Here is a 1,334-nt window from a genome sequence, read left to right on the forward strand (position 1 = left end):
TGTGAAGGGGGATGGGCTCGCGGCCTATCAGCTTGTTGGTGGGGTGATGGCCTACCAAGGCGGTGACGGGTAGCCGGCCTGAGAGGGTGACCGGCCACATTGGGACTGAGATACGGCCCAGACTCCTACGGGAGGCAGCAGTGGGGGATATTGCACAATGGGCGAAAGCCTGATGCAGCGACGCCGCGTGGGGGATGAAGGCTTTCGGGTTGTAAACCTCTTTCGCTATCGAACAAGGCCTGCTTTTTGGTGGGTTGAGGGTAGGTGGAGAAGAAGCGCCGGCTAACTACGTGCCAGCAGCCGCGGTAATACGTAGGGCGCGAGCGTTGTCCGGAATTATTGGGCGTAAAGGGCTTGTAGGCGGCTTGTTGCGCCTGCTGTGAAAACGCGGGGCTTAACTTCGCGCGTGCAGTGGGTACGGGCAGGCTTGAGTGTGGTAGGGGTGACTGGAATTCCAGGTGTAGCGGTGGAATGCGCAGATATCTGGAGGAACACCGATGGCGAAGGCAGGTCACTGGGCCATTACTGACGCTGAGGAGCGAAAGCATGGGTAGCGAACAGGATTAGATACCCTGGTAGTCCATGCTGTAAACGTTGGGAACTAGGTGTGGGGGGCCTTTCCAGGTTTTCTGCGCCGTAGCTAACGCATTAAGTTCCCCGCCTGGGGAGTACGGCCGCAAGGCTAAAACTCAAAGGAATTGACGGGGGCCCGCACAAGCGGCGGAGCATGCGGATTAATTCGATGCAACGCGAAGAACCTTACCAAGGCTTGACATACACTGCGGGGCTGCAGAGATGTGGTCGCATTTAGTTGGTGGTGTACAGGTGGTGCATGGTTGTCGTCAGCTCGTGTCGTGAGATGTTGGGTTAAGTCCCGCAACGAGCGCAACCCTTGTCTCGTGTTGCCAGCATGTTGTGGTGGGGACTCACGAGAGACTGCCGGGGTTAACTCGGAGGAAGGTGGGGATGACGTCAAATCATCATGCCCCTTATGTCTTGGGCTTCACGCATGCTACAATGGCCGGTACAGAGGGTTGCGATATCGTGAGGTGGAGCGAATCCCTTAAAGCTGGTCTCAGTTCGGATCGGGGTCTGCAACTCGACCTCGTGAAGTCGGAGTCGCTAGTAATCGCGGATCAGCATTGCCGCGGTGAATACGTTCCCGGGCCTTGTACACACCGCCCGTCACGTCACGAAAGTTGGTAACACCCGTAGCTCGTGGCCTAACCATTTTTTGGGGGGAGCGGTCGAAGGTGGGGCTGGCGATTGGGACGAAGTCGTAACAAGGTAGCCGTACCGGAAGGTGCGGCTGGATCACCTCCTTTCTAAGGATT

The 1,334-nt window shown here is 57.4% G+C and carries 1 rRNA gene; it reads left to right on the plus strand.

The features are described 5' to 3' along the window. Window positions 1-1,325: ribosomal RNA gene (locus PWJ82_RS09465) — 16S ribosomal RNA — on the plus strand; the annotation flags it as partial. Between the last annotated feature and the right edge of the window lie 9 nt (window positions 1,326-1,334).

Source organism: Actinotignum schaalii (assembly GCF_028864145.1).
In the GTDB taxonomy this organism is placed as follows: Bacteria; Actinomycetota; Actinomycetes; order Actinomycetales; family Actinomycetaceae; genus Actinotignum; species Actinotignum schaalii_B.